Below are 20436 nucleotides of genomic sequence, written 5' to 3'. Positions count from 1 at the left end.
CTCGTGACGACCGTCCGGTACCCGCAACGCGGGACTGGAACGACTGAAACCTATTCATCCTGTGAGGTCGTCTGCGATGGAGCAGCCCCCTGCAAACGGGTGGTCCCCTCCTGAGGGATTGCGTCCTGCCAGGCTCAGCGTCGGCGTCATTTCGGCGGGCCGGGTGGGCACGGCGCTCGGCTATGCCCTGGAACGGGTCGAGCACGTGGTGGTGGCCTGCAGTGCCATCTCCGAGGCCTCCCGGCTGCGGGCACAGCGCAGGCTGCCGGATACCTCGATCCTTCCCGTCCCCGACGTGGCGCAGCGCGCTGAGCTGCTGCTGTTGACGGTTCCGGACGCGGAGCTGCCATCGCTGGTGTCCGGTCTTGCTGCGACCGGCGTGGTGCGGCCCGGCACCATCGTGGTGCACACCTCCGGTGCCAACGGGGTCGCGGTATTGGCCCCGCTGACCGAGCAGGGGTGCATTCCGCTCGCCATCCATCCGGCGATGACGTTCACCGGCTCCGACGAGGACCTCGCGCGGTTGCCCGATACGTGTTTCGGCATCACCGCGGCCGACGAAGTCGGTTACGCGATCGGCCAGTCGCTGGTGCTGGAGATCGGTGGGGAGCCGTTCCGGGTGCCCGAGCACGCGCGGACGCAGTACCACGCGGCGCTGGCGCATGCCAGCAATCACCTGGTCACCTTGGTGCTCGACGCCGTCGACACGCTGCGGGCCTCGCTGCGCGGTGAGGAACTGCTCGGCCAGGAACTCGTCGGCGATGCGCCCGGCGGGCTGCCCGAGCGGGTGGTGGGCCCGCTGGCCCGGGCCGCGCTGGAAAACGCGCTGCAACGCGGCCAGGCCGCGTTGACCGGACCCGTTGCACGCGGCGACGCAGCAGCGGTGGGCGCTCACCTGAGAGCCCTGCGCGCATTGGATCCCCAACTGGCCCAGGCATATCGGGCCGACTCACTGCGTACCGCCCAACGCGCGCATGCGCCCCTGGACGTCTTCGCGGTGCTCTCAGATACAGGCCCGGAAACCAGCCCTGAAACGAGTCAAGGATGACCCAGAGCAACCCTCCCAAGTTCGTCGCCGGTGAACTGAACGTCTACTCGGCACCGGCCGATGTCGCGGCGGTCAGCCGGGCCCTGCGCGCCAGCGGGCGCCGGGTCACCCTCGTGCCCACCATGGGCGCGCTGCACGAGGGCCACCTGACGCTGATCCGCGCGGCCAAGCGCGTTCCCGGCGCGGTCGTGGTGGTGTCGATCTTCGTCAACCCGTTGCAGTTCGGGGCGGGGGAGGATCTCGACGCCTACCCGCGCACGCTCGACGAGGACCTCGCCGCGCTGCGTGCCGAAGGGGTCGAGATCGCCTTCACCCCAACCGGTTCAGGGATGTACCCGGACGGGCCGCGGACCAGCGTGGAGCCCGGGCCCGGCGGCGGTGAGCTCGAAGGGGCCGCGCGCCCCGGCCATTTCGCCGGCGTGCTGACCGTCGTGCTCAAGCTGCTCCAGATCGTCCGGCCCGACCGGGCTTTCTTCGGCGAAAAGGACTATCAGCAACTGGCATTGATTCGGCAGATGGTCACCGATCTCAATGTCGACGTGCAGATCGTCGGGGTTCCCATCGTCCGGGAATCCGATGGCCTGGCGATGTCATCGCGCAATCGATACCTGGATGCCGACGAGCGGGATCAGGCCGGAGCTCTGTCGGCGGCCCTGCTGGCCGGCAAGTACGCCGCGGCGGGCGGGGCGGCGGCGGCCATCGACGCGGCCCGGGGAGTGCTCGACGAGGTACCGGCCATCGACGTCGACTACCTGGAAGTGCGCGACCCGATGCTGGGCCCCGCGCCGGGTGAGGGTCAGGCCCGGCTGCTGGTCGCGGCCCGGCTGGGCCGAACCCGCCTGCTGGACAACATCTCTGTAGATATCGGAGCGTCCGCCGGAATCGATGGACACCCTCGCGTCGGCGACGGCGACAATCACGAACTGCCCTGGAGGAACTGATGCAGCGCACCATGCTGAAATCCAAGATTCACCGCGCCACGGTGACGCAGGCCGATCTGCACTATGTGGGCTCGGTGACCATCGACGCCGACCTGATGGAGGCCGCCGATCTGCTCGAAGGCGAGCAGGTGACGATCGTCGACATCGACAACGGTGCCCGGCTGGTGACGTACGCCATCACCGGCGAACGTGGCACCGGCGTGATCGGGATCAACGGTGCCGCAGCGCATCTCATTCACCCGGGCGATCTGGTCATCCTGATCGCCTACGGGGTGATGGAGGACGCCGAGGCCCGCGCCTACCAGCCGCGGATCGTATTCGTGGACGCGGACAACAAGCAGATCGATCTCGGCGATCACGGCCACGATCCGGCGTACGTCCCCGAGGACGTGTCCGAACTGATGTCGCCCCGCTGATGCTGCTCGCCATCGACGTCCGCAACACCCACACCATCGTAGGGTTGATCTCCGGTACAGGTGATCACGCGAAGGTGGTGCAGCAGTGGCGGATCCGGACCGAATCCGAGGTGACGGCCGACGAGTTGGCGCTCACCATCGACGGCCTGATCGGTGACGACTCCGAGCGTCTGACCGGGGCCGCGGGGCTGTCCACCGTGCCCTCGGTGCTGCACGAGGTGCGTCTGATGCTCGAGCAGTACTGGCCGACGGTGCCGCATGTGCTGATCGAGCCGGGGGTGCGTACCGGCATCCCGCTGCTGGTCGACAACCCGAAGGAAGTCGGCGCCGACCGCATCGTGAATTGTCTTGCCGCCTATCACAAGTACGGCACCGCGGCGATCATCGTCGATTTCGGCTCGTCGATCTGTGTCGATGTGGTGTCGGCAAAGGGGGAGTTCCTCGGCGGGGCGATCGCGCCCGGTGTGCAGGTGTCCTCCGACGCCGCGGCCGCCCGCTCGGCCGCGCTGCGCCGGGTCGAGTTGACCCGGCCGCGTTCGGTGATCGGAAAGAACACCGTGGAATGCATGCAGGCCGGTGCGGTTTTCGGGTTCGCCGGACTGGTGGACGGACTGGTCAGCCGGATCCGCGAGGACGTCGACGGCTTCTCCGGCAGCGACGTCGCGGTGGTGGCCACCGGCCACACGGCGCCGCTGGTGCTGCCGGACCTGCGCACCGTCGAGCACTACGACCGCCATCTCACCCTCGACGGCCTGCGGCTGGTGTTCGAGCGCAACCGGGACAGCCAGCGTGGACGGCTCAAGCCGGCCAGGTGAGCGGTGTGAGGTTGTGCACACCTGGGTCGCAGCCTGACCCCGCCGGGACGCGGGTATGCCGTTGAACCGCCGGTCCATTGGCTCGTGGCCGGGAGCCGCCGGCTTGTCGGCGTGCAATTGCGCGCCCGCGAGTTCATTTAAGCTGGCATTTTGTGAGCCCAGCCGATCGCGACGACGCGTCCCAGTCCCAGGCCGACCTTCCCGAGCAGTTCCGGATTCGTCAGGCCAAGCGGGAGCGGCTGCTGGCTGAGGGGCGCGAGCCCTATCCGGTCACCGTTCCGCGCACGCATTCGCTGGCCGAACTGCGCAGCGCCTACCCGGACCTGGCCGCCGACACCCAGACCGGCGAGATCGTCGGTGTCACGGGCCGGGTGGTGTTCGCCCGGAATTCCGGCAAGTTGTGCTTCGCGACGCTGCAGGAAGGAGACGGCACCCAGCTGCAGGCCATGATCAGCCTGGCTCAGGTGGGTCAGGAGTCCATCGACGCGTGGAAGGCCGACGTCGACCTCGGCGACATCGTCTTCGTCCACGGCGAGGTGATCAGCTCCAAGCGCGGTGAACTCTCGGTGCTGGCCGACTCTTGGCAGATGGCGGCCAAGGCCCTGCGGCCCCTTCCGGTTGCTCACAAGGAAATGAGCGAAGAGACCCGGGTGCGTCAGCGTTACGTCGATCTCATCGTGCGCCCGGAGGCGCGCAGCATCGCCCGGCAGCGGGTCGCGGTGGTGCGGGCGGTGCGTTCGGCGCTGGAACGGCGCGGCTTCCTTGAGGTCGAGACGCCGATGCTGCAGACGCTGGCCGGCGGGGCGGCGGCGCGGCCGTTCATCACCCACTCCAATGCGCTCGATGTCGATCTGTACCTGCGGATTGCGCCGGAACTGTTCCTGAAGCGCTGCATCGTCGGCGGTTTTGACCGGGTTTTCGAGTTGAATCGGAACTTTCGAAACGAAGGTGTCGATTCCACACACTCACCGGAATTCTCGATGTTGGAGACATATCAGGCGTATGGCGACTACAACGATTCCGCGGTAGTCACGCGTGAACTTATTCAAGAAGTCGCCGACGAGGCGATCGGTACGCGTCAGGTGCCATTGCCTGATGGCACTATCTACGATCTCGACGGGCAATGGGACACATTGGAAATGTATCCCTCGCTGTCCGAGGAGCTCGGTGAGGAGATCACGCCCGACACATCAGTCGAGTACTTGTGGCGTATTGCCGACGGGCTCGAGCTGGAGATTCCGCGTGACCGTGGTTACGGACACGGAAAATTGGTCGAGGAACTCTGGGAACACACAGTGGGGGAGAAGCTCTGGGCCCCGACGTTCGTCCGCGACTTCCCGGTCGAGACCTCGCCGCTGACCCGGGCGCACCGCAGCATTCCCGGGGTGACCGAGAAATGGGACCTCTACGTACGGCGTTTCGAACTCGCCACGGGATATTCCGAACTCGTCGACCCGGTAATCCAACGGGAACGATTCGAGGCCCAGGCTCGCGCGGCTGCGGCCGGTGATGACGAGGCAATGGTTCTCGACGACGATTTCCTCGCCGCATTGGAGTACGCGATGCCGCCCACCACGGGCACCGGAATGGGTATCGATCGCTTGTTGATGGCGCTGACGGGGTTGTCTATTCGGGAGACGGTTTTGTTCCCGATTGTTCGGCGACAGACTAACTGAACTGCCGCGATCCTCACGTCGTTGGAAATGTCTGCGTTTCTGTGGCACATTAGTGCGCAGGTGCAGGATACTCAGGCGTAGTCACCAATGCGTATGCAGAAGGGTTCGGTGCGGGGTAATGGCGAAAAAAGTGACCGTCACGTTGGTCGATGATTTCGATGGCGAGGCCACCGCCGATGAGACGGTCGAATTCGGGCTGGACGGTGTCACGTATGAGATCGACCTTTCCTCGAAGAATGCCACCAAGCTACGTAACGACCTGAAGCAGTGGGTTGAGGCCGGACGCCGGGTCGGCGGGCGCCGGCGCGGACGGGCGGCAGGCCCGGCCCGTGGGCGCGGCGCCATCGATCGCGAGCAGAGTGCCGCCATCCGCGAATGGGCCCGCCGCAACGGGCACAACGTGTCGACGCGTGGCCGTATCCCCGCAGACGTCATCGACGCTTTCCACGCCGCCACATAAACGACCGCAACTTAACCGACAGTTGCCAGCTCCGGACCGGTGAGAATTCCCGGTCCGGAGTTTTTCGCTAGTGGCGAACCCGAAAGCCTCGATTTTCGGAAACGATTCGCCGACCGGCGGCGTTGCTCATCTGCAGCAGTAGATGCGGAGCGACCAACCTCCGCACCATGGACGGCCGCCCATTAGAGTGGACGGTAGGTACTACGTGCGGGCTACGAGAAAAACCGATAGAACGCAGCCGTACGCGGGTATCGCTAGCGATGGAGAGCAGGTAACCACCGATGTTTGAGAGATTCACCGACCGTGCCCGCAGGGTCGTCGTCCTGGCGCAAGAAGAAGCCCGGATGCTCAACCACAACTACATCGGGACCGAGCACATCCTGTTGGGTCTGATTCACGAGGGCGAGGGCGTAGCCGCCAAGTCGCTGGAGTCGTTGGGCATCTCGCTGGAAGGCGTGCGCAGCCAGGTCGAGGAGATCATCGGCCAGGGACAGCAGGCGCCGTCCGGCCACATCCCCTTCACGCCGCGTGCCAAGAAGGTGCTGGAGCTGTCCCTGCGTGAGGCGCTGCAGCTCGGCCACAACTACATCGGCACTGAGCACATTCTGCTCGGCCTGATTCGTGAGGGCGAGGGTGTGGCCGCGCAGGTGCTGGTCAAGCTCGGCGCCGAGCTGACCCGGGTGCGCCAGCAGGTCATCCAGCTGCTGAGCGGTTACCAGGGCAAGGAGGCCGCCGAGGCCGGTACCGGTGGCCGTGGCGGCGAGTCGGGCAACCCGTCCACCTCGTTGGTCCTCGACCAGTTCGGCCGCAACCTGACCGCCGCCGCCATGGAAGGCAAGCTCGATCCGGTCATCGGCCGTGAGAAGGAAATCGAGCGGGTCATGCAGGTGCTGAGCCGCCGCACCAAGAACAACCCGGTGCTGATCGGCGAGCCCGGCGTCGGCAAGACCGCCGTCGTCGAGGGCCTGGCCCAGGCCATCGTGCACGGCGAGGTCCCCGAGACGCTCAAGGACAAGCAGCTCTACACCCTGGACCTGGGTTCACTGGTCGCCGGCAGCCGTTACCGCGGTGATTTCGAGGAACGCCTGAAGAAGGTGCTCAAGGAGATCAACACCCGCGGCGACATCATCCTGTTCATCGACGAGCTGCACACGCTCGTGGGTGCGGGTGCTGCCGAGGGCGCGATCGACGCCGCGTCGATCCTGAAGCCGAAGCTGGCCCGTGGCGAGCTGCAGACCATCGGTGCGACCACCCTCGACGAGTACCGCAAGTACATCGAGAAGGACGCCGCCCTGGAGCGCCGGTTCCAGCCGGTCCAGGTGGGTGAGCCGACGGTCGAGCACACCATCGAGATCCTCAAGGGTCTGCGTGACCGCTACGAGGCGCACCACCGTGTCTCGATCACCGACGGTGCGCTGGTGGCCGCGGCCACCCTGGCCGACCGGTACATCAACGACCGGTTCCTGCCGGACAAGGCGATCGACCTGATCGACGAGGCCGGCGCCCGGATGCGTATCCGCCGGATGACCGCTCCGCCAGACCTGCGCGAGTTCGACGAGAAGATCGCCGACGCGCGCCGGGAGAAGGAGTCCGCGATCGACGCGCAGGACTTCGAGAAGGCCGCGAGCCTGCGCGATCGGGAGAAGACCCTGGTCGCTCAGCGTGGCGAGCGTGAGAAGCAGTGGCGCTCGGGCGATCTCGACGTTGTCGCCGAGGTCGATGACGAGCAGATCGCCGAGGTGCTCGGCAACTGGACCGGTATCCCGGTGTTCAAGCTGACCGAGGCCGAGACCACGCGCCTGCTGCGCATGGAAGACGAGCTGCACAAGCGGATCATCGGCCAGGAGGACGCCGTCAAGGCCGTCTCCAAGGCGATCCGGCGTACCCGCGCCGGCCTGAAGGACCCGAAGCGTCCGTCCGGTTCGTTCATCTTCGCCGGCCCGTCCGGTGTCGGTAAGACCGAGCTGTCCAAGGCGCTGGCCAACTTCCTGTTCGGCGACGACGATGCGCTCATCCAGATCGACATGGGCGAGTTCCACGACCGCTTCACCGCGTCGCGGCTGTTCGGTGCCCCTCCGGGCTACGTCGGCTACGAAGAGGGCGGCCAGCTCACCGAGAAGGTGCGCCGCAAGCCGTTCTCGGTCGTGCTGTTCGACGAGATCGAGAAGGCCCACCAGGAGATCTACAACAGCCTGTTGCAGGTCCTGGAGGACGGACGTCTCACCGACGGTCAGGGCCGCACGGTCGACTTCAAGAACACGGTGTTGATCTTCACCTCGAACCTGGGAACCTCCGACATCAGCAAGGCTGTCGGACTCGGCTTCAGCCAGGGCGGCGGGGAGAACAACTACGAGCGGATGAAGCAGAAGGTCAACGACGAGCTCAAGAAGCACTTCCGGCCTGAGTTCCTCAACCGCATCGATGACATCATCGTGTTCCACCAGCTGACGCAGGACGAGATCATCCAGATGGTCGACTTGATGATCGGCCGGGTCGGAAACCAGCTCAAGGCCAAGGACATGGCCATGGAGCTGACCGACAAGGCCAAGGCCCTGCTGGCCAAGCGTGGCTTCGATCCGGTGCTCGGTGCCCGCCCGCTGCGGCGCACCATCCAGCGCGAGATCGAGGACCAGCTCTCCGAGAAGATCCTCTTCGAAGAGCTCGGCCCGGGCCAGCTGGTCACGGTCGATGTCGAGGGCTGGGACGGCGAAGGCGCCGGCGAGGACGCGAAGTTCACGTTCTCCGGTGCGCCCAAGGCGGCCGGCTCCGACGGTCCGGATCTGGCCAAGGCCGGAGCCACCGCGGAATAAGGTCCAAGACGAAAAATGCCCCCGCCGCAATGGCGGGGGCATTTTTCATACCCGTTTCATACCTGCCGATGAGAGAACTCCTGCGCGGTGGTTAGGATGCTGCTGTAATCGACAGGCAGAGGAACCTGGTGAGAATCCAGGGCGGCCGCGCCACTGTTAACAGTCAGACCCTCACCTGTCACGACACGGACTGGGACGCGAATTCCCGGAAAGGACCGGTATGACTCCCACTGAGGCACGCAAGAGCCACGCCCCCGCGATCGACCTGTCGGCCACCAAGGCGGTGCTCTGGCTGACGCTGACGGCGTTCATCGCGCTGCTGGCCCTCTACTTCGTCGGGATGGACCAGGGCGCGACCTCGGTCCTGGGCAACAACACCTACGTGCACGAGTTCGTGCACGACGCCCGCCACCTTCTCGGTTTCCCCTGCCACTGATACGCAGCGGAGATACCGGACAAAATGGAAAAGCAGATCATCGGGCGCGGCATTCTGGCCGGCGCCCTAGCAGGCGTGCTCGCCTTCATCTGGGCCAAGCTGCTGATCGAACCGATCATCGGTCGGGCGATCGACTTCGAGAACAGTGCCGGCGCAGCGCATGAGGCGGCGGAACATTCACATGGCGCCGGTGGGCATTCCCACGGCGGCGCCGAGAGCGCCGAGGTGTTCACCCGCGGTGTCCAGTCGAACATCGGCATGGGTCTCGGCGTCCTGATCTTCAGCGTCGCGATGGGTGCCCTGCTGGCCGTCGTGTTCTGCGTGCTGTACGGCAGGGCCAACCTGTCCGCACGGGCGCTGGCGGCGCTGACCGCCGGCGGCATGCTGGTCTCGTTGTGGATCGTCCCGGCGCTGAAGTACCCGCCCAACCCGCCCGCGACCAGCCTCGAGGAGACCATCAAGCAGCGGACCCTGCTCTACGTGCTGTTGGTGGTGCTCTCGGCGGCGTTGTTCGTCGGTTCGGTGCTGCTCGCACGTCGCTTGATGCCGAAGCTGGGGGTGTGGAATGCCAGCCTGATCGGCGCCGCGGACTACGTGGTGTCGATGGCCGTGGTCTTCCTGATCCTGCCGGGTATCCACGAGACCCCGTCGACCTTCCCGGCCGACGACCTCTACCAATTCCGGCTGTATTCGCTGGGTATCCAGGTGGTGATCTGGGCGACGATCGGGCTGGTGTTCGGTGCCCTGGCGTCGAGGGTGCTCGAGGGCAAGCGCGAGGAGCAACTGATCGCGTGAGTTCGTCGTGAGTGAGGTCGTCCGGCTGACGTTGGTGTCGCACGCCATGACCGACGCCACCGCCGCCGGACGATTTCCCACCGACGAGCCGCTGAATCCGCTGGGCCACCGGCAGGCCGATGCGACCGTCGAATTGGGCGTCATCGACGCCGCGTACTGCGGGCCGGAGAAACGGGTCCGCCAGACCGCCGAGCTGCTGGGCCTGTCAGCGGTGGTCGAACCCCAACTGGCCGACCTGGACTTCGGCAGCTGGCGCGGGGGTGTGCTGGGCGGGGTGCTGCCCGCGGACCTGGCGGTCTGGCTGACCGATCCGACCCGCGCGCCGCACGGCGGCGAATCCGTCGTCGATCTCGTCAACCGGGTTCATCGCTGGATGGACAGCCTGGTCTCGACGCGGGGGCGGCTGGTCGCGGTGACCCACCCGGCGGTGATCCGGGCGGCCATCCTCGTCGCGCTGGACGCCCCGGCAAAGTCGTTCTGGCGCATCGATATTGCGCCGCTCAGCCGAACCGTGATGCATTTCCGCGGCCAAGCCTGGACCTTGCGGAGCAGCAACTAGTCCGCGGCCCTACTGTCCGACCGGCGCCATGGCGAAGGCCCGCTTGGCGATCTGCAGCAACCAGCCTGCGGCAGTGGGGCTACGGAACTTCGGCCAGTTCAGCTGAAAACTGAACACCCATGGCTGCCCGGTGTAGTCCACCGCGTACCAGCTGAAGGTCAGGTCGCCGGGCAGGTTGCCGCCCTTGGCGCCGATGTAGTTCCACTTGGCCGGATCGGGGTCGATGCCGGGCAGTGCCGAGAGGATGTCCTTCACCGGCGCGGCAGGCCCGAACGCCGAGGCCTGCAGGGCGGCGTGCACCCGGCAGATGTCGGCGGCGCTGGCGAACCACTCCAGACCGTCATTGGAGGCCGGGGTGTGGGTGCGATACGGATCCGGTTCGTAGGGGCGGGAATTGGTCTGCTGCAGCAGTGCCACCCGATCGGTGCGCGAGGCGTTCTTCCACTGATCGCGCAGGTTCGGCTCGCCCCAGCCGACCGAGAACACCTCGTGCATGGTCGGGAACGGGGTCATGCTGGCCGGATCGTGGTGACCCGCGGTGACCAGCGCGCGTTCCACCGCCGCCGGGCCCATCCGCTCGATCAGCAGGTCGGTGGCCATGTTGTCACTGGCCGAGATCATCTGCTGGGCGGCGGTCCGCACGGTGATCTGAGCACCGGGGGGAAGTTTGTCCAGCCCGGCCGAGCCGAGCTTCTTGCCTTCCTTGGTGATCGTCAGGTGATCGTCCCACTTGAGCGTGCCGGCTTTGACCGAATCCGAAACCGCAAGCAGTACATACAATTTGAAGATCGAAGCCAGTGGCAGCGACATGTCGGTGTTGGTGCCGGCGACCTGCTCGCACTTGCCGTTGTTCACCTTGGACACCCGGTAGGAGTAGCGCGCTCCCGACTTGGTCAGCTCGGTGTCGATGTCGGACCATTTGTCGATCTTCGGTGGCACCAGGTTGACCTCGAACCGGTCCACCAGACCGACATCGTTGGTCCGCAGTTCGATGTCCTGGGCCACGTTGTAGGACGTCAGTACGTGCAACGTGGCCTGCGCGGCCCCGATGTCCACCGAGGTGACCTTGAACGGGCGGTCCCACCAGATGGAGTCCATCTTGGTGCCGACCAGGTCGACCTTCTCGGGCGCGGCCAGGGTGCGCACCCCGATGGGACCGATCGGCCAGTCGGAGTTGAGCATGTCCATGGTCTGCTTGGCTCGCAGACCCGGCGGGGTGATGGTGTCGATGTGCGCGCCGTAGGACACTTCGGCCGCGGGCGCGGCGTTCGGCGAGCAGCCACAAGCCAGGGCCGCGGCGACCGCTGTGATGGCCGTCAGGCCGATCGTGCGGTGCAGCGTCCGGCCGCGGCTACGCCTGGGCAGCGGGCCCTGCAACGTCCAGCACAACCTCGAACTCCAGCAGCGACGCGCCGGTGGCCACAGGCTTTGCCTGCTGGCCCTTGTACGCCTCGACAGCCGGGCCCGAAGCCCAGGCCTGGAAGGCCTCTTCGGTTTCCCACTGCGTCACCACGAAGTAGCGGTCTTCGCCCTTGACCGGGCGCAGCAACTGGAAGCCCAGGAAGCCGGGCTGACTGTCGACGGCGTGTGCACGGTTCGCGAACCGCTTCTCCAGTTCCGGGCCGGCGTTGGGCGGGACCTCGATGGCGTTGATCTTCACGACGGGCATGGTGTTCAGGCTACCGCGACTGCCCGGCAAGATAACGGGATGGTCACAGATCTGCTCACCCACAGAGGGGGGCGCGGCGAGCCCATCGTCCTGGTGCACGGGCTGATGGGTCGCGGCAGCACCTGGTCGCGCCAATTGCCCTGGTTGGCCGGGCTGGGCGAGGTCTACACCTATGACGCACCGTGGCACCGCGGGCGCGATGTGGTCGATCCGTATCCGATCAGCACCGAGCGTTTCGTCGCGGACCTGGGTGACGCCGTGGCAGGTCTCGGGCGGCCGGCGATGCTGGTGGGGCATTCGATGGGTGCGTTGCACTCGTGGTGTCTGGCCGCCGCCCGTCCCGAACTGGCCCGCGCGGTGGTGGTGGAGGACATGGCCCCGGATTTCCGGGGACGTACCACCGGGCCGTGGGAGCCGTGGGTGCACGCCCTTCCGGTCGAATTCGGCTCGGCGCAAGAGGTTTACGACGAGTTCGGGCCGGTCGCGGGTCAGTACTTCCTTGAGGCGTTCGACCGAACGCCCACCGGCTGGCGGCTGCACGGGTACCCGCAATGGTGGCTGGACATCGCTGCCCAGTGGGGCACTCGGGACTACTGGCAGCAGTGGCGCGACGTGCGGGTGCCGACCCTGCTCATGGAGGCGGGCAACTCGGTGGCGCCGCCGGGGCAGATGCGCCGGATGGCCGAGATCGGGAAGGACACCAGGTATCTGCACGTACCCGGCGCGGGGCACCTGATCCACGACGATGCGCCCGAGGTGTACCGCGAAGCCGTGACGGAGTTTCTAACGGCGCTCGCCTAGGACACCTGCGCTCGGCCAGGACGGCTGGTGTTCGAACCGGCTGCGTATCGCGTCGAGGTCGTGGCCGGCGCGATACGTCTCGTAGTCGGGCTGGTTGAGGTCGAACAGGTCGAGGCGGAACCGCAGGACATTGCCGCGCCGCGCCGCCCAGCCCACTGCCGCGGCGACCGCGAAGGGTGAGATCAGGATGATCAGAGCGAGTGCAACAGTCATGGCAGTAATGCTCGTCGGGGAAATATCCAGCCAACAGTGGCAGCGCTGACACCTTACGATAAAATGCTGCCATGCTGAGAAGCGTCTCCACGCTGGTGCTCGACGGTCTGGCCGTTTTCGAGTTCGGGGTCATCTGCGAGGTTTTCGGGATCGACCGGTCGGCCGACGGCGTACCCAACTTCGACTTCAAGGTGTGCGGCCCCGAACCGGGCAAGCCGCTGCGGACTTCGGTCGGTGCGACCCTGACCCCCGAGCATGGGCTCGATGCCCTCCAGGGCGCCGATCTGGTGGCGATCCCGGCGATCGGCACCTCCGACTACCTGCCGGAGGCGTTGGAGGCCGTGCGGGCCGCTGCCGACGCGGGCTCGATCATCCTGACGGTGTGCTCGGGCGCGTTCCTCGCCGGCGCGGCGGGCCTGTTGGACGGCAGGCCGTGCACCACGCACTGGATGCACGCCGACGCCCTGGCCCGCAAATATCCCACCGCCAAGGTGGACCGTAATGTCCTGTTCGTCGACGACGGCAATCTGATCACCAGCGCAGGCACGGCGGCGGGCATCGACGCGTGCCTGCACCTGGTTCGCCGCGAACTCGGCAGCGAGGTGACCAACAAGATCGCCCGGCGAATGGTGGTCCCGCCGCAGCGCGACGGCGGCCAACGCCAGTTCATCGATCAGCCGATTCCGGTCAGGTGTTCGGAAGGCTTTGCGCCGCACCTGGATTGGATCATAGGCAACCTGGACAAACCGCACACGGTGACCACGTTGGCCAGGCGATCCGCGATGTCCACGCGCACCTTCGCCCGCCGGTTCGTCGAGGAGACCGGCACCACACCCATGCAGTGGATCACCGATCAGCGGGTGTTGTACGCGCGCAGGCTGCTGGAGGAGTCCGACCTGGACATCGACCGGATCGCCGGGCAGGCGGGGTTCGGCACCGCAACGCTGCTGCGCCATCACTTCCGCCGACTGATCGGCGTGACGCCATCGGACTACCGACGTCAATTCGCCTGTGGTGTAGACGAAGACGCCGTCATCGCGTGATGGCTCAGCCGTCGGGCTGGCAGGCCACGTTGACGTACACCGTGGTGTGCTGGGTCGAATCGATCCGGTAGCCGTCCTCGTTGATGTTGGAGTCGGCCAGTCCGTGCACGCCGGTCACCCGGCAATTCGACAGGGCAGTATTGGCGTTCGAGTTGATCTGCACGTGATAGCCCCGGCTCTGTAGGTCGCGCACCGTGTCGGCCGCCGAACCGGTGCCGGACGGGGCCGCGTTGGCCGTCGCCGCGAGGCCCAGCCCCATACCCAGACCCATTGCCGTACATGCAAACGTCGTTGAGAATTTGCTTGACATGAATCCGTTCTATGTGATGTGCGGCCCAAATGGTGTGCCGCGCACCGGATTCATGCCGATCTCATGGAATTTCGCCTTCGCCGGCGAGCGCGAACCGGCCGTCCACAGTTTGCTCGACGAGGCCGTCGACCAGTAGCGAGTCCAGTGCGCGATCCCGTTGCGCGGTATCGGTGAGCCAGGCCACGTCCAGCTGCGCGCGGGTGACCGGAGAACTGCTGTCGCGCAGGACATCCAGCAGCTTGCCGCGCACCTGCCGATCGGTTCCGGCGTAGCGCTGCACCTTTCGGGTCGTCGTGCCCTCCGGATACCCGGCCGACCGCCACCGGCAGTGGCTCAGCGGGCAGCTGCCGCACTGTGGCGCGCGGGCCGTGCACACCACCGCGCCCAGCTCCATCAGGGCGGCTGAGAAGGTCGGTGCGGTGGCATCGTCGGGCAACAGTGCGGCGACATCGTCGAGGTCGCGGGCGCGGGCGGGTGCATCGGCCTGCCCACGCAAGACCCTGGTGACCACACGGCGCACGTTGGTGTCGACGACCGGAACGCTGGCCGAATAGGCGAAGCAGGCCACGGCTCGCGCGGTGTAGGCACCGATGCCGGGCAGGGTCAGCAGGGTATCGACGTCGGTGGGCACCTCGTCGCCGTATTCGCCTGCGATCACCACCGCGCATTCGTGCAGGCGTTTGGCCCGCCGCGGGTACCCCAGCTTGCCCCAGGCCCGCAGTACCTCGGCCGACCCGGCGGCCGCCGTCGCGGACGGGGTGGGCCACCGGTCGATCCAGGCCAGCCAGATCGGCTCGACCCGGGCCACCGGTGTTTGCTGCAGCATGAACTCGCTGACCAGGATCTGCCAGGCGGTCACCCCTTGTCGGCGCCACGGCAGGTCCCGCTGGGCGTCTGTGTACCAGCTGACGAGCTGCTCCGCGTCGATGCTCATCGGCATCTCATGCAAAATGGCTGATATGCCCAATTCGAATCCCGTGTCCGCTTGGAAGGCACTCAAGGACGGTAACGCCCGCTTCGTTGCCGGCGAACCGCAGCACCCCAGCCAGGACATCGCCCGTCGAGCCAAGCTGACCCACGGGCAGAAGCCCACCGCCGTGGTGTTCGGCTGCGGCGACAGCCGCGTTGCCGCGGAGTTGCTGTTCGACCAGGGCCTCGGCGACATGTTCGTGGTGCGCACCGCCGGCCACGTCATCGACAACGCGGTGCTGGGCTCGATCGAGTACGCGGTGTCGATCCTGGAGGTGCCGCTGATCGTGGTCCTGGGCCATGACAGCTGCGGCGCGGTCAAGGCCGCGATCACCGCGCTCGACGAGGGGCAGGTGCCCGGCGGCTACGTGCGCGACATCGTGGAGCGGGTGACCCCGTCGATCCTGATGGGTCGTCACGCCGGCCTGAACCGCGTCGACGAGTTCGAGGCCTACCACGTCAAGGAGACGGTCAACCAACTGCAGATGCGGTCGGCCGCCATCTCCAATGGTCTGGCCGCAGGTACGCAGGCCATCGTCGGCGCCACCTACCACCTGTCGGACGGTCACGTGGAGCTGCGCAGCCATCTGGGCAACATCGGCGAAGCCTGAGAATTTCGCTGCGCACGTGAGGAGCGAAACAGCTTCAGTGCTCCGACACGCCGAGTCGCCTCGGACAACTGTGCATGACCTGGGCTTACCGTGAAAGCCGTGTTGGATCTCGAACCTCATGGGCCGCTGCCCTCGCAGATTTACTGGCGGCGCAGGGCGCTGGCCATCGGAATCGCGGTGGTCGTCGTGGGGATCATCGCCGCGATCGTCGCGGTGATCGTGACCAGCAGCTCTGGAGCCGAGTCGAAGTCCACCGACGCGTCTGCCACGGCCGCACCGCCGACGCCGCTGCCGGGGGAGAACCCCGAGGTCAAGACCCCGGTGGTGCCCCCGGCTCAGCACGCGCCGCCGCCGACGGCCACGCCGACCGCCGCGGTGACCCCGCCGCCGCTGCTCAAGGAGGGCGACGACTGCCCGGATTCGACGCTCGCGGTCAAGGGCATCACCAGCCAGCCCGAGTACGTAGTGGGCGATCAGCCGAAGTTCACCATGGTCGTGACCAACATCGGCCTGGTGGCCTGCAAACGCGACGTGGGCGCCGCGGTACTGGCCGCCTACGTGTACTCACTGGACAACAACCGGCTCTGGTCCAACCTGGACTGCGCGCCGTCCAACGAGACGCTGGTGAAGACCTTCAACCCGGGTGAGCAGGTGACCACCGAGGTGACCTGGACCGGCATGGGGTCGGGGCCGCAGTGCCCGATGCCGCGTCAGCCGATCGGGCCCGGCACCTACAACCTGATGGTGCAGCTCGGCAATCTGAGATCGGCGCCGGTGCCGTTCATACTGGCCCAACCCAATCCGCAGCTGCCCGGGCCGCCCCCAGAGGGTGCAGCGCCGGCTGATCCGGCCGCACCGGGTAACTGACGTTCAGGCGAGCCGGTCGGCGATCGTCGACTCGGCGAGCAGGGACAGTCCCTCACGGATGTGCCGGGCCCACATCGACCCGATGCCGTCGACCGACTGCAGATCGTCTGCGCTGGCGGCCAGCAGCCCCTGCAATGACCCGAACGAGCGGACGAGCAGATCGACGTGGGCGAACTGAAGTCGCGGTATCCCCGCCATGGCGCGGTAGCCGCGTGAGCTCATTGCCGAATCTTGCGCCTCGGAAGTCGAGGGATAACCGTAAACCCTTGCCAGCGTTGTGAAGTCGAGCAGCTCGCTGTCGGTGAGGGCGTCCAGCTCGTCCAGCGTCGCGCCGACCTGAGCGGCGGTCGGCGGGTCCGGCAGTGCGTGGTAGTCCCGCACGATCAGTTCGCGCGCGGCCTCGTTGTCGCCCACGAGTTCGTCGAGCTGCAGTTTGAGCTGGCGTCCGTCGGTGCCGAGTTCGACGACGTCGGCGTCGATCTCAAGGCTGATCCGGCGCACCATCTCCAGACGCTGCACCACGGTCATGACGTCGCGCAGCGTCACGAAATCCTCGATCTCGGCGGTGGACAGCTGCTTGCTGACCTCGTCGAGCCTGCCCTTGTAGCGCTCCAGCGTCGCGATGGTCTGGTTGGCCCGCGACAGGATGGTCGCCGAATCGGGCACCACATGCCGCTCCCCGGCGACGTAGACCGTCACGATGCTCATCGAGTGGCTCACGGAGATCACCGGATAGCCGGTCTGGATGGCGGTGCGCTCGGCCGAACGGTGGCGGGTACCGGATTCGTCGGTGGGGATCGAGGGATCGGGCACCAACTGGACGTTGGCCCGCACGATCCGGCTGCCGTCGCTGGACAGCACCACCGCGCCGTCCATCTTCGACAGCTCACGCAGCCGGGTGGGGGCGTAACGCACGTCCAGGGCGAACCCGCCGTCACAGATGGTTTCCACGCTGTCGTCGTAACCCAGCACGATCAGCGCGCCCGTCTTGCCGCGCAGGATGCGTTCCAGGCCGTCGCGCAACGGGGTGCCGGGCGCCAGCCGGCCGAGGGTTTCTCGTAGCGTCGGCCGAGCCAGATGCACCACGGTGCGGCTGGTCCTGGCGCCGGAGTTCACGGCCATCGGTTCTCCTAGGGTCGGCCGCTATTGTCCATGCTGTCCTCGATTGCTGGCAATCGCGATGTCTTTGAGTGCCCGTAATGCCGCCCCGATGTGATCGACGGTGATGACGCGCAGCCCCGCGGGCGCACTGGTGGCCCCGGGCGGCACCACGGCAATGTTGAAGCCCAGCCGGGCGGCCTCGGCCAGGCGGCGATCCATGCCCGTGACCCGGCGCAGATCGCCGACCAGCCCCACCTCGCCGATAACCACGGCGTTCATCGGCAACGCGATGTCGAGATAGCCCGACGCGATGGCGACCGCCACGGCCAGGTCCGAGGACGGATCGGTCAGCCGCATGCCGCCGACGGTGGACAGGTAGATGTCGTTGTTGCCGATCGGCAGGCTGCAGCGGGTCTGCAGCACCGCGCCGATCATCGCCGCACGGGCCGAATCGATCCCGCTGACGACCCGCCGGGGAGGCCCAACCGGCGGGGCGACGAGCGCCTGTACCTCACCGATCATCGGTCGCTTGCCGTCGAGGGTGACCGTGATGGCGGTGCCGGGCACCGCTGCCGGGCGCTGGTCCAGGAACAGTCCGGACGGATCGCTGACACACTCGATTCCGTTGTCGTGCATCTGAAAACAGCCGACCTCGTCGGCGGCGCCGAACCGGTTCTTGACCCCGCGCACCATGCGCAGGCTCGACGTGTGATCACCTTCGAAGTGCAGCACCACGTCGACCAGATGCTCCAGGGAACGCGGGCCCGCGATGGCGCCGTCCTTGGTCACGTGCCCGACCAGGATCATGGCCACAGCCGGGTCCCCGACGGCCGTCTTGGCGTGGCCCGTCAGCGCCGTGGTCACCGCACGCACCTGGGTGACCCCTCCGGTCACACCGTCGGCCTCGGTGGTGGACATGGTCTGCACCGAATCGACGATCACCAGGCTCGGTTTGACCTCCTCGATGTGACCCAGAGCGATCTGCAGGTCGGATTCGCCTGCCAGATAGACGTTCTCGTGCGTGCAGCCGGTGCGTTCGGCGCGCAGCCGGATCTGGCCCGCGGACTCCTCGCCGGACAGGTACAGCGCCCGTCGGCCGGTGTGCGCCCAGCGGTTGGCGACCTCCAGGAGCAGGGTGGACTTGCCGACGCCCGGTTCGCCGGCCAGCAGCGTGACCGAACCGGCCACCAGGCCGCCGCCGAGGACCCGGTCCAGTTCAGTGACCCCGGTCGCGTAGTGCCGGGTGATCCCGGGGTCGATCGAGGTGATCGGAACCGCGGGTGAGGTCGGGGCCACCGAGCGGCGGACCGAACCGCCCACAGAGGCGAGCACCGCTACTTCGTCGACCGTGCCCCAGGTGCCGCAATTGGCGCAGCGGCCCACCCATTTGGGTGTGGAGTGCTGACATTCCGAGCAGCGGTATTGCGAACGTACTTTCGAACCGGCCACGCCGTGACAGTAGCGTCAGGCCCCGACATCGGCGGTGTGCACGCGCCGGACGGGACCCCGCGGGTCAGCGGTGCGTCAGATCAGTGGTGGCCACCGGCTTCGGCGCCCTCGGCGGGCTCCTCGCCGGCCGTGTCGCGCCGGGGCGCCTCGCCTGCCGAGATCGGCACGGCCACTGTGGTCTCGCCGTTCTCGAACTTGAACGTGAAGTCGTAGAGCAGTCCGTTGGTGACCGGTTTGGTCAGCGTGACCTTCGCGGTGACGGCATCGGCGGCCTCGACCTTCTCCAGCGGCTTCAGCTGCCCGTCGGGCTCGCCGACGATGAGCGCGCCGCCTGCCGGGATGGACTGGTCCCCGGTCAGTGTCACGTCGCCCACGGTGGTCTTGATCGAGACGAGCTTGTTGGGAGCCTCGGTGGATCCGTTGGCCGCGACGAACAGCAGTTCGGCCTCGGAGCCCGGCTCGACGTAGTCCTTCTGCTGCGGCGCGCGCAGGTGCACGTTGCGCAGCGAGATCGCGCCGGCCTGTGCGTTGACGCCGTTGACGGCGGGCTCCTGGGTGGCCGTCTGGGAGACCTGCCCGGCGCTGCAGCCGGTGAGAACGGCTGCGGTCAGGCCACATGCGGCCAGACCTGCCGAGGCGCGCATTGCGAAGCGGTTCACTCAAGCCTCCTGAGCTGGGTCGGCGTTCTTCGACTATGCACAGTAGTAGGTGGCGTCGGCGGGCGGAATGCGAGGGCTCGGCAGACGGGTCGCAAGGGGGCTCGGCAGCGGGCGGCTCAGGCCCGCAACCGCTTTGCGCCGACACCCATTTCGGGTGTCTTCGGGGTCCGGTGGTTGCACGCTTTCGTCACCATGTCAACCCCTGTTCTTCACCTGCGGTGCCCCTGACCTGCGCAGTTGGTGCGCATGTGATCTGGGCCCGTGTTAGGATGGACTAGCGAAAGGGGCTCGAATCAGATGATTTTTAAGGTCGGAGACACCGTCGTCTATCCACACCACGGTGCTGCGTTGATCGAGGCGATCGAAACCCGGACTATCAAAGGCGAGCAGAAAGAATATCTCGTCCTGAAGGTTTCCCAAGGGGATCTGACCGTTCGAGTGCCCGCAGACAACGCCGAATACGTCGGAGTCCGCGACGTCGTTGGCCAAGAAGGCCTCGACAAGGTTTTCCAGGTGTTGCGTGCTCCGCACACCGAAGAGCCGACCAACTGGTCGCGCCGCTACAAGGCCAACCTCGAGAAGCTGGCCTCAGGTGACGTGAACAAGGTTGCCGAGGTAGTCCGGGATCTGTGGCGTCGGGATCAGGAACGCGGTCTGTCCGCGGGTGAGAAGCGAATGCTGGCCAAGGCCCGGCAGATTCTGGTCGGCGAGCTTGCGCTGGCCGAGAACACCGATGATGCCAAGGCCGAGACCATCCTCGACGAGGTTCTGGCCGCCGCGTCCTGACG

23 protein-coding genes and 1 riboswitch are annotated in these 20436 nt (G+C 66.8%); of the genes, 15 read left to right on the top strand and 8 right to left on the bottom strand.

The annotated features are described in order from the left end of the window. The first annotated feature begins 76 nt into the window (after window positions 1-76). The 10 genes from TX88_RS25840 to TX88_RS25795 all read left to right on the top strand — a co-directional run bounded on the left by TX88_RS25840 (window position 77) and on the right by TX88_RS25795 (window position 9956). Complete coding sequence (locus tag TX88_RS25840; RefSeq protein ID WP_044520876.1) at window positions 77-1048, top strand: Rossmann-like and DUF2520 domain-containing protein; 972 nt, start codon at window positions 77-79, stop codon at window positions 1046-1048. Beyond that, window positions 1045-1989, top strand: a complete 945-nt coding sequence (gene panC / locus TX88_RS25835; RefSeq protein ID WP_044520873.1) for a pantoate--beta-alanine ligase — start codon at window positions 1045-1047, stop codon at window positions 1987-1989. Before TX88_RS25840 ends, panC begins: the two co-directional genes overlap by 4 nt. Next, window positions 1989-2405, top strand: coding sequence for an aspartate 1-decarboxylase (gene panD / locus TX88_RS25830; protein ID WP_044520871.1), 417 nt, complete (start codon window positions 1989-1991; stop codon window positions 2403-2405). The genes panC and panD overlap by 1 nt, the downstream gene beginning before the upstream one ends. Then, window positions 2405-3220: a type III pantothenate kinase gene (locus TX88_RS25825; RefSeq protein WP_044520869.1), complete on the top strand. Its 816-nt coding sequence runs from the start codon at window positions 2405-2407 to the stop codon at window positions 3218-3220. The genes panD and TX88_RS25825 overlap by 1 nt, the downstream gene beginning before the upstream one ends. Before the next feature lie 152 nt (window positions 3221-3372). Further along, window positions 3373-4896 (top strand): lysine--tRNA ligase, encoded by a 1524-nt coding sequence (lysS, locus tag TX88_RS25820; RefSeq protein WP_044520868.1) that lies wholly within the window; start codon window positions 3373-3375, stop codon window positions 4894-4896. Between the two features lie 118 nt (window positions 4897-5014). Then, window positions 5015-5356, top strand: a complete 342-nt coding sequence (lsr2, locus tag TX88_RS25815) for a histone-like nucleoid-structuring protein Lsr2 (protein WP_036442478.1) — start codon at window positions 5015-5017, stop codon at window positions 5354-5356. A gap of 281 nt (window positions 5357-5637) precedes the next feature. Continuing rightward, window positions 5638-8166: an ATP-dependent protease ATP-binding subunit ClpC gene (gene clpC1 / locus TX88_RS25810; protein ID WP_044520866.1), complete on the top strand. Its 2529-nt coding sequence runs from the start codon at window positions 5638-5640 to the stop codon at window positions 8164-8166. 71 nt (window positions 8167-8237) lie between these two features. Then, window positions 8238-8436, top strand: a riboswitch (cobalamin riboswitch). After that, window positions 8426-8602, top strand: coding sequence for a CbtB domain-containing protein (locus tag TX88_RS25805; RefSeq protein ID WP_423425496.1), 177 nt, complete (start codon window positions 8426-8428; stop codon window positions 8600-8602). (Overlaps the previous riboswitch by 11 nt.) Before the next feature lie 24 nt (window positions 8603-8626). Continuing rightward, window positions 8627-9397 (top strand): CbtA family protein, encoded by a 771-nt coding sequence (locus tag TX88_RS25800; RefSeq protein ID WP_044520863.1) that lies wholly within the window; start codon window positions 8627-8629, stop codon window positions 9395-9397. A gap of 7 nt (window positions 9398-9404) precedes the next feature. Continuing rightward, window positions 9405-9956: a histidine phosphatase family protein gene (locus TX88_RS25795; RefSeq protein ID WP_044520861.1), complete on the top strand. Its 552-nt coding sequence runs from the start codon at window positions 9405-9407 to the stop codon at window positions 9954-9956. A gap of 9 nt (window positions 9957-9965) precedes the next feature. Here TX88_RS25795 and TX88_RS25790 read toward each other — a convergent pair whose 3' ends face one another. Both TX88_RS25790 and TX88_RS25785 read right to left on the bottom strand, forming a co-directional pair. Continuing rightward, complete coding sequence (locus TX88_RS25790) at window positions 9966-11333, bottom strand: serine hydrolase (RefSeq protein WP_209447093.1); 1368 nt, start codon at window positions 11331-11333, stop codon at window positions 9966-9968. Then, window positions 11308-11625, bottom strand: coding sequence for an antibiotic biosynthesis monooxygenase family protein (locus TX88_RS25785; RefSeq protein ID WP_044520860.1), 318 nt, complete (start codon window positions 11623-11625; stop codon window positions 11308-11310). The genes TX88_RS25790 and TX88_RS25785 overlap by 26 nt, the downstream gene beginning before the upstream one ends. A 39-nt stretch (window positions 11626-11664) precedes the next feature. Here TX88_RS25785 and TX88_RS25780 point away from each other — a divergent pair, with 39 nt between their 5' ends. After that, window positions 11665-12426 carry an alpha/beta fold hydrolase gene (locus TX88_RS25780; protein ID WP_044520858.1) on the top strand — a complete coding sequence of 254 codons (762 nt, stop codon included), beginning with the start codon at window positions 11665-11667 and terminating at the stop codon, window positions 12424-12426. Here TX88_RS25780 and TX88_RS25775 read toward each other — a convergent pair. Next, complete coding sequence (locus TX88_RS25775) at window positions 12409-12639, bottom strand: hypothetical protein (RefSeq protein WP_044520857.1); 231 nt, start codon at window positions 12637-12639, stop codon at window positions 12409-12411. The genes TX88_RS25780 and TX88_RS25775 overlap by 18 nt on opposite strands. 71 nt (window positions 12640-12710) lie before the next feature. On the opposite strand from TX88_RS25775, the gene TX88_RS25770 reads away from it, so the two are divergent. Next, a complete protein-coding gene (locus TX88_RS25770) occupies window positions 12711-13682 on the top strand; it encodes a helix-turn-helix domain-containing protein (protein WP_044520854.1) in 972 nt (323 codons plus the stop codon). A gap of 4 nt (window positions 13683-13686) precedes the next feature. Here the strand turns inward: TX88_RS25770 and TX88_RS25765 are convergent, their stop codons facing one another. Continuing rightward, window positions 13687-13953 carry a hypothetical protein gene (locus TX88_RS25765; RefSeq protein ID WP_235732636.1) on the bottom strand — a complete coding sequence of 89 codons (267 nt, stop codon included), beginning with the start codon at window positions 13951-13953 and terminating at the stop codon, window positions 13687-13689. A gap of 100 nt (window positions 13954-14053) precedes the next feature. After that, a complete protein-coding gene (locus TX88_RS25760) occupies window positions 14054-14926 on the bottom strand; it encodes an iron-sulfur binding domain-containing protein (RefSeq protein ID WP_044522013.1) in 873 nt (290 codons plus the stop codon). A gap of 25 nt (window positions 14927-14951) precedes the next feature. Between TX88_RS25760 and TX88_RS25755 the strand changes: the two genes are divergently transcribed. Continuing rightward, complete coding sequence (locus TX88_RS25755; protein WP_044520849.1) at window positions 14952-15572, top strand: carbonic anhydrase; 621 nt, start codon at window positions 14952-14954, stop codon at window positions 15570-15572. Window positions 15573-15671: 99 nt separating this feature from the next. After that, the gene (locus tag TX88_RS25750) at window positions 15672-16439 is read left to right on the top strand and encodes a hypothetical protein (protein ID WP_209447092.1); all 768 of its coding nucleotides are present in this window, start codon (window positions 15672-15674) and stop codon (window positions 16437-16439) included. A gap of 3 nt (window positions 16440-16442) precedes the next feature. Here TX88_RS25750 and disA read toward each other — a convergent pair whose 3' ends face one another. The 3 genes from disA to TX88_RS25735 form a co-directional block, all read right to left on the bottom strand. Then, complete coding sequence (gene disA / locus TX88_RS25745; protein ID WP_044520845.1) at window positions 16443-17561, bottom strand: DNA integrity scanning diadenylate cyclase DisA; 1119 nt, start codon at window positions 17559-17561, stop codon at window positions 16443-16445. Between the two features lie 21 nt (window positions 17562-17582). Beyond that, a complete protein-coding gene (radA, locus tag TX88_RS25740) occupies window positions 17583-18989 on the bottom strand; it encodes a DNA repair protein RadA (RefSeq protein ID WP_044520843.1) in 1407 nt (468 codons plus the stop codon). Window positions 18990-19069: 80 nt separating this feature from the next. After that, window positions 19070-19648 carry a copper chaperone PCu(A)C domain-containing protein gene (locus tag TX88_RS25735; RefSeq protein ID WP_044520841.1) on the bottom strand — a complete coding sequence of 193 codons (579 nt, stop codon included), beginning with the start codon at window positions 19646-19648 and terminating at the stop codon, window positions 19070-19072. Window positions 19649-19945: 297 nt separating this feature from the next. Here TX88_RS25735 and carD point away from each other — a divergent pair, with 297 nt between their 5' ends. Continuing rightward, window positions 19946-20434 carry an RNA polymerase-binding transcription factor CarD gene (carD, locus tag TX88_RS25730; protein ID WP_003882506.1) on the top strand — a complete coding sequence of 163 codons (489 nt, stop codon included), beginning with the start codon at window positions 19946-19948 and terminating at the stop codon, window positions 20432-20434. The last annotated feature ends 2 nt before the right edge of the window (window positions 20435-20436 follow it).

This window comes from Mycolicibacterium septicum DSM 44393, assembly GCF_000455325.1.
GTDB classification, from domain to species: Bacteria; Actinomycetota; Actinomycetes; order Mycobacteriales; family Mycobacteriaceae; genus Mycobacterium; species Mycobacterium septicum.
The sequence above is the reverse complement of the archived record's forward strand: the minus strand, read 5'-3'. Positions and strand labels throughout refer to the sequence as shown.

Bases quoted from the DNA above. Each gene is read 5' to 3' on its own strand.
- TX88_RS25840 (WP_044520876.1), top strand. From the start codon at position 77: ATGGAGCAGCCCCCTGCAAACGGGTGGTCCCCTCCTGAGGGATTGCGT.
- lsr2 (WP_036442478.1), top strand. From the start codon at position 5,015: ATGGCGAAAAAAGTGACCGTCACGTTGGTCGATGATTTCGATGGCGAG.
- panC (WP_044520873.1), top strand. From the start codon at position 1,045: ATGACCCAGAGCAACCCTCCCAAGTTCGTCGCCGGTGAACTGAACGTC.
- disA (WP_044520845.1), bottom strand. From the start codon at position 17,561: ATGGCCGTGAACTCCGGCGCCAGGACCAGCCGCACCGTGGTGCATCTG.
- TX88_RS25785 (WP_044520860.1), bottom strand. From the start codon at position 11,625: ATGCCCGTCGTGAAGATCAACGCCATCGAGGTCCCGCCCAACGCCGGC.
- TX88_RS25780 (WP_044520858.1), top strand. From the start codon at position 11,665: ATGGTCACAGATCTGCTCACCCACAGAGGGGGGCGCGGCGAGCCCATC.
- panD (WP_044520871.1), top strand. From the start codon at position 1,989: ATGCAGCGCACCATGCTGAAATCCAAGATTCACCGCGCCACGGTGACG.
- TX88_RS25825 (WP_044520869.1), top strand. From the start codon at position 2,405: ATGCTGCTCGCCATCGACGTCCGCAACACCCACACCATCGTAGGGTTG.
- TX88_RS25770 (WP_044520854.1), top strand. From the start codon at position 12,711: ATGCTGAGAAGCGTCTCCACGCTGGTGCTCGACGGTCTGGCCGTTTTC.
- carD (WP_003882506.1), top strand. From the start codon at position 19,946: ATGATTTTTAAGGTCGGAGACACCGTCGTCTATCCACACCACGGTGCT.
- clpC1 (WP_044520866.1), top strand. From the start codon at position 5,638: ATGTTTGAGAGATTCACCGACCGTGCCCGCAGGGTCGTCGTCCTGGCG.
- TX88_RS25800 (WP_044520863.1), top strand. From the start codon at position 8,627: ATGGAAAAGCAGATCATCGGGCGCGGCATTCTGGCCGGCGCCCTAGCA.
- TX88_RS25760 (WP_044522013.1), bottom strand. From the start codon at position 14,926: ATGAGCATCGACGCGGAGCAGCTCGTCAGCTGGTACACAGACGCCCAG.
- TX88_RS25775 (WP_044520857.1), bottom strand. From the start codon at position 12,639: ATGACTGTTGCACTCGCTCTGATCATCCTGATCTCACCCTTCGCGGTC.
- TX88_RS25765 (WP_235732636.1), bottom strand. From the start codon at position 13,953: ATGGGTCTGGGTATGGGGCTGGGCCTCGCGGCGACGGCCAACGCGGCC.
- TX88_RS25755 (WP_044520849.1), top strand. From the start codon at position 14,952: ATGCCCAATTCGAATCCCGTGTCCGCTTGGAAGGCACTCAAGGACGGT.